Origin of the sequence: Oscillibacter sp. CU971 (assembly GCF_905219725.1) — a bacterium.
Taxonomy (GTDB): domain Bacteria; phylum Bacillota; class Clostridia; order Oscillospirales; family Oscillospiraceae; genus Oscillibacter.
Genome location: NZ_CAJMXG010000206.1, coordinates 1 through 5,286 on the forward strand (window position 1 = coordinate 1; position 5,286 = coordinate 5,286).

The following is a 5,286-nucleotide window of genomic DNA, read 5'->3' on the forward strand; positions in this document are numbered from 1 at the left end:
AAGAATACGGGGATTCTTCTTGGTACGCCCTGAGGGATTCGAACCCCCGGCCTTCTGGTCCGTAGCTTGTCTGAGGGCTCACAGCAAACGCTTTTTGCTCCATTTGATGCTGTTTTCCTAGAATATTAACAGCCCTTCGTACTGCCTGTTCCACTGATTCCACAGAGAAATTTCCTGTTCTGGGTCAAGTTATGGGTCACCGCCAAAACATTGGTTTTTCACGCATACTTTAAACGGCCCTTCGGCTCCGGTACTGGACGCCCCAACTGCCGCGCCGTCTCAATCCACTCCTGAGCAATCAGCTCCACATTGCGCAGCGCCTCTGCCGCTGTAGGACCATCCGCCATACAGCCGGATAACTCCGGCACTTCGGCGATATAAGCGTTATCGTCTTCGCTCCAATACAAAATGATCTCATATTTCATATACGCCACCTCCCAACTGGTATTTCAAAATCACTCCTCGGATCTGTTTTACCTGATATGGCTTCGCCATGCTTCCCACAGGCTGGATATTGATGATTTCCTCTATGCCAGCCTTTGTATAAATGAAGTGGTCTCCTTTAATCCGGCACTGGAAACCCAGCCGCTCAAGCACAAGCCGCAAATCAGAGAATAGCAAATTTTTGTCCCTGGTCCCGCTCAGAATCACCAACAACAGCTTTTCATACTGACTCATAGTTTTTCCCGTCCCGTGCCGTATCACTCACACCGTTCTTGGTAATCAATATAGCATATCTGTGGCGAAAAGAAAAGGGAACATCTTGTGAATTTTTCTGACCAGTACCCCGGCCTAGTTTCTGACCTCTTTTACACTCTCCGCACTCATGATTTGAAGATTTACGGCGGGGTCTGGGATTCCCAGGCCCCGCATGATTCAACCGTCCTTCACTAAGGCTTTGACTTCTTCCATAGACATACCGGGCTTATATTCGGAGGGAGGTACAAATTCCTCGATCAGAAACTCACCAATCACTTTCCCTTCCAGGTCGTACACGGGAAGAACACCCGGTTTCGCAAGAAAGAAATCTTTGGCCTGGACAACACCTTGATCGCCGTCTGTCGACACCACCGTTACCCAAGCCGGGGCATAACCGACGTTGCCAACTGCGGCAGAGGAACCATAGGTTTCCCCTTTGCTGTTCCGCTGATAGGGACAGTTGTCCTGGGAGCGTTTTGCCAACTTAGCAAGCTCCACCTTTGCCGTTGGAAGTTTTACGCTTTGACTGGTTTGCGCTCCAGGTTTTGCCGCCGCTGCTGCCTGGGCGCTTTCCAATTCCTTTGTTGTTGTTCCGCTTGTGAAAGAACCATCCAACACGAAAGTTCCTATCACATTCCCATCCCTATCATAAAGCGGAAGTATCCGATTTTTTTCCAGCTTAGACATATAAGCCACGGCGTCCTTCCTCGTAGCAAGGTAAGGGCTCAAGTCTGCTTCGCGGACATAGCCATGAACCCCATTGCTGCCAACCGCAGATAGCAGCACTGGAGGCATCGTATAGTTGTCGTTATAGCCCACCAGCAGCGCAGAACCATAGGTTTCTCCCAAGCTGTTTACAGGATAGCCGTTTTCGTTTTCCTTCAGCACAGCCAACAGCTTGTCCGGGAATTTGTAGGAATTGCTTTCAGGCAAATAGGTAAAATCGTCTCCAGCTGTCAAGCGCTTGTCATTCTCCACTCTGAAACTATCGAAATCCTTAAAGTAGATCGTCCGAATGTGTCCAAAGCTGCAGTAGCCTTCGGATGAAACGGTGGTGACTGCGCTCACAAAGCTGGCAGGTTTGGTATTGTAACGCATACCAGTGCTGGCGCAGAGTTCTCCGTCTTTGTTGTACAGTCTGGCTTCCACGCCCAGGCTGCCCGCCGAAAGAGTATTTCCCGCTTTGTCCCGCAACCATGCGGAAGCCCAGGCAGAAGAATCTTCACCGACATAAAGGGAGGAATACTTCTCTTTCAATTGGCTGATGCCGCCAATGCTTGTGGGCTCAGTGTTATACTGAATCGCCGCCTGTTTTGCCGAAACCGAAATACAAAGGCCCAAGCATAAGGTGAGAGCCAGCGTGAGTGAGCAGAGTCTTTGGCCTGTCTTCTTCATAATATATCCGTCTCCTCTATATCAATTGTTCTGATTAAGCACACGATGGGGATGGTTATACCTGACAAAGATTTCTTATGCCGTTGCAGCCGTCAGCTTTCCCAACTCCACCCGGGTCCCGGCGATGTTCACCGCTGTCACCACGGCGGGGTCGATTGGGTAGGGGAAATCGTGGTCAAATCTTATCATGAAGGTCTCTCCCTCTTTGCCGCCGCCGCCTCCGCCGCCCATCTGCGTGATGTCCACATAGGTCCCGTCCTTCAGCCAGAGGCCCCAGGAGCTTTCGATGTTGGCGTGGTTCAGGTCCCCAAGGTACAGCTTGTCAGGGTCCTCCTTCTCTCCGGCCTTCGGCAGGTCGTCTATCGGGGCCAGGACTTCGCCTCTGGCGGACAGGCCCGTGGAGGAAATCTGGAGCTCCGTGAAACGCATGGGAACTTTCTTGGTCTCCCCCAGGGTAATCTTCGCATCAGCCCCCGTGTATTGGATGGGCGGGAACTGCTTTTTCACCGTGAAGGTGAAGTCAAAGGGGCCCTTCAAAAAGACCTTGTCCGGGCTGTCGCTGGGAGCGAGGTTCTCTAGGTGCAGCATCAGCGCCGGCTGCCGGGTCTCTGTGAACAAGCGGGAGTCCAGGCTTATGTTGGTCTGGAAGCTGAGGGTGTTTCCCTCCCGTCCCTCCGGCGAAAACCAGAAAGAGCCCGTCTGCCCCTTGGCCAGCTCGGCCTGGATTTTCTTCTCCGCCTCCTCCGGAGTCACCTCCGGATCGTTGGAGTAGAACTCCTCCAGATTGTTTCGGGTGTACTCCTTCCACTGGTCGTCCCGCAGCTTGAGGCTGCACTTCTCCGTGGTGAGGGACGTGTACTGCTGGACCTCCTCCGGAATGCCGGGGCTCTTGACGTCAAAGGAAAGCCANAGGTTCTTTCCGTTCCAAATGGCGGCGTTGAGGGTCACCGTCGTCTTCCCCACGGTTTTGCTCTGCTTGATGGCGGTGCCCATGCGGGAGAGGACCTCCTCCGAGGCCTTCGGCGTTTTGGGGTTGATCCCCAGGCTGGAGAACCACCGGGAGAACTGTCCGGCGGGCTTCGGGGACTCCTCCACCGTCTTCTTGGGCTCTGCCGCCAGGGCTGCGCAGCTCAGGGACGCCAGCAGGGCCAGGGCCAGCAGCCCGGACGCCAATCGTTTCCATGTCTTCATAATGATACCTTCCTTTCTTTTCCGGCGGGAAGAGGAAAGCCCTCCCGCTCGTTCTGCTTGTTAAACGGAGCGGGAGGGCTTCGCGCCACATGATTTTCTAAATTTTTTGTATTAGTAAATATTTTTATTTATCGGCCCCGGCGTCCGCTTCAGCCCGCTCAGCTCGATCCGGGTCCCGCCGATGTCCAGCGCCGTCACCGTGGCGGGGTCGATAGGATAGGTGTAGTCGCGGCGGAAGTCCATCACGAAGGTTCCATTGAAGTCGCCGCCGCCGCCGCCGCCCATCGATGTGAGGTCCACATAGCTCCCGTCCTCCAGCCAGAGGCCCCAGGAGCTCTCAATATTGGCGTGGTTCAGGTCCCCAAGGTACAGCTTGTCCGGGTCCGGTTCCTCCCCGGGCCCTGGCTCGTGCTCGGCCACCGGGGCCAGAATCTCGCATCTGGCGGTCAGGCCCAGGGCGGAGAGCTCAAAATCCGTGAAGCGCATGGGGACCTCTAGGGTCTCTCCCAGGGTGATCTCCTCATCCGCGCCCCCGTAGTGGATGGGCAGGATGGGCTCCTCCAGCGTGAAGGTGAGGTCAAAGGGGCCCTCGGCAAAGATCTCGCCCGGAGAGTTCAGGTCCCCGTTGTCCGGAAGGGCGGCCAGGTTTTCGATGTGCAGGGTCAGCTCCGGCCGCGTCGTCTCCGAGAAGGAGCTGACGGGCAGCATTTTTGCATACTGGAAGAAANGGGTGTTCCCCTCCCGCTGTTCCGGCAGCATCATGTTGAGCCAGTCAAACGGCCCCATGGCCAGCCGGTCCTGAACGGCCTTCTCCGTTTCCTCCGGGGTCTTGTTCTCCAGGGCGCAGTTCTGTCTGGTCGAGTTCGTTTCGGACTCCACCCACTGGTCCTCCCGCAGAATCAGGCGGCAGTCGCCTGAGTAGAGGTTGCTGTACCGTTCGATCTCCTCCGGGATGTTCGGGCTCTCCACCGTAAAGGACAGCCACACGTTGTTTCCGTCCCACACGGCGGCGTTCAGGGTCACCGTCGCGTCCCCCACGGTCTGGCTCTGCTGGATGGCCGTGCCCGTGCGGGTCAGTACCTCCTCGGAGGTCTCCGGGGCCTGGGGGTTCACCCCCAGGCTGGAGAACCACTGGGAGAACTGCCCGGTCACCAGGGCGTAACCGCAGGCGGCGAGGNGCAGCAGCGCCGCCACAATAGCGATCAGCCGCCANTTCAGGCGTTTTCCGCGAATCCCGGTCCGCTGGTTCGCCCAGCTCTGGGGGTCTGTCAGGAGGCGCGTTCGCTCCCGGTAGTANTGGGGGGAGGCGTCCAGCTCCCGTGTNTCCATCCTCTGGATGACACGTCCATACTGTGCCACGTTGGCGTCCATCATTCCCCGGCGGAGACAATCCTCAAACCGCGTCNTCGAAATATCCCTCCTTTTCCAGCTGTTCCCGGAGCATTTTCCGCCCCCGCAGCACCCGCATGGATACGGTGGACTCCTTGAGTCCCATCCGCTGGGCGATCTCCTGATTGCTCTCCTCCTCCACGCATTTCAGCTCCAGGATCCGCCGGTAGCTCTCCGGCAGGGCCCGGATCAGGGAGACTAGGTAGTCATATTCGTCCTGATGGTCCTCCGGGGCCGGCGGGTCCCAGTCCTCCGGGAAGGCGATGGTCCGCCGCTCTGTCCGGAGGATGTCCATGGCGCAGTTCTTGGCCACGGTGACTGCGTAGCCCTCCGTCTCCGCCCAGGGCAGGGCGGAGACTCGGTCCCAGTTCTGCACCAGCTTGAGCCAGGTCTGCTGGGCGGCGTCCTCCGCCTGAGTTTGGTCCCCCAAAATTTGCAGGACCACCCCGTAGATTTTTTTCTCGTGAGCCTCAAAGAGCCGCGTAAACCGCCGCTGGTCCTGTTCGGTCTCCAGCATGGCGAGGCAGATCGCAAGCATAAAAGCTCTCCTCCTTTTCGGTTGAATTGGCGCCGATTCACTCTTTAAACGGTTGGGGCGGGGAAAATACCACA

The 5,286-nt window shown here is 56.8% G+C and carries 5 protein-coding genes; all 5 read right to left on the reverse strand.

Features of this window, described 5'->3' with window-relative positions; genetic code table 11:
- Positions 1–218 precede the first annotated feature (218 nt).
- Positions 219–425, reverse strand: a complete 207-nt coding sequence (locus JX325_RS12375; protein ID WP_204791421.1) for a type II toxin-antitoxin system HicB family antitoxin — start codon at positions 423–425, stop codon at positions 219–221.
- The gene (locus tag JX325_RS12380) at positions 415–678 is read right to left on the reverse strand and encodes a type II toxin-antitoxin system HicA family toxin (protein ID WP_204791422.1); all 264 of its coding nucleotides are present in this window, start codon (positions 676–678) and stop codon (positions 415–417) included. Before JX325_RS12380 ends, JX325_RS12375 begins: the two co-directional genes overlap by 11 nt.
- Before the next feature lie 198 nt (positions 679–876).
- Positions 877–2,094 (reverse strand): hypothetical protein, encoded by a 1,218-nt coding sequence (locus tag JX325_RS12385; protein ID WP_204791423.1) that lies wholly within the window; start codon positions 2,092–2,094, stop codon positions 877–879.
- Positions 2,095–3,396: 1,302 nt separating this feature from the next.
- The gene (locus tag JX325_RS12390) at positions 3,397–4,659 is read right to left on the reverse strand and encodes a DUF4179 domain-containing protein (RefSeq protein WP_204791424.1); all 1,263 of its coding nucleotides are present in this window, start codon (positions 4,657–4,659) and stop codon (positions 3,397–3,399) included.
- Between the two features lie 19 nt (positions 4,660–4,678).
- Positions 4,679–5,212: an RNA polymerase sigma factor gene (locus tag JX325_RS12395; RefSeq protein WP_204791425.1), complete on the reverse strand. Its 534-nt coding sequence runs from the start codon at positions 5,210–5,212 to the stop codon at positions 4,679–4,681.
- Positions 5,213–5,286 lie beyond the last annotated feature (74 nt).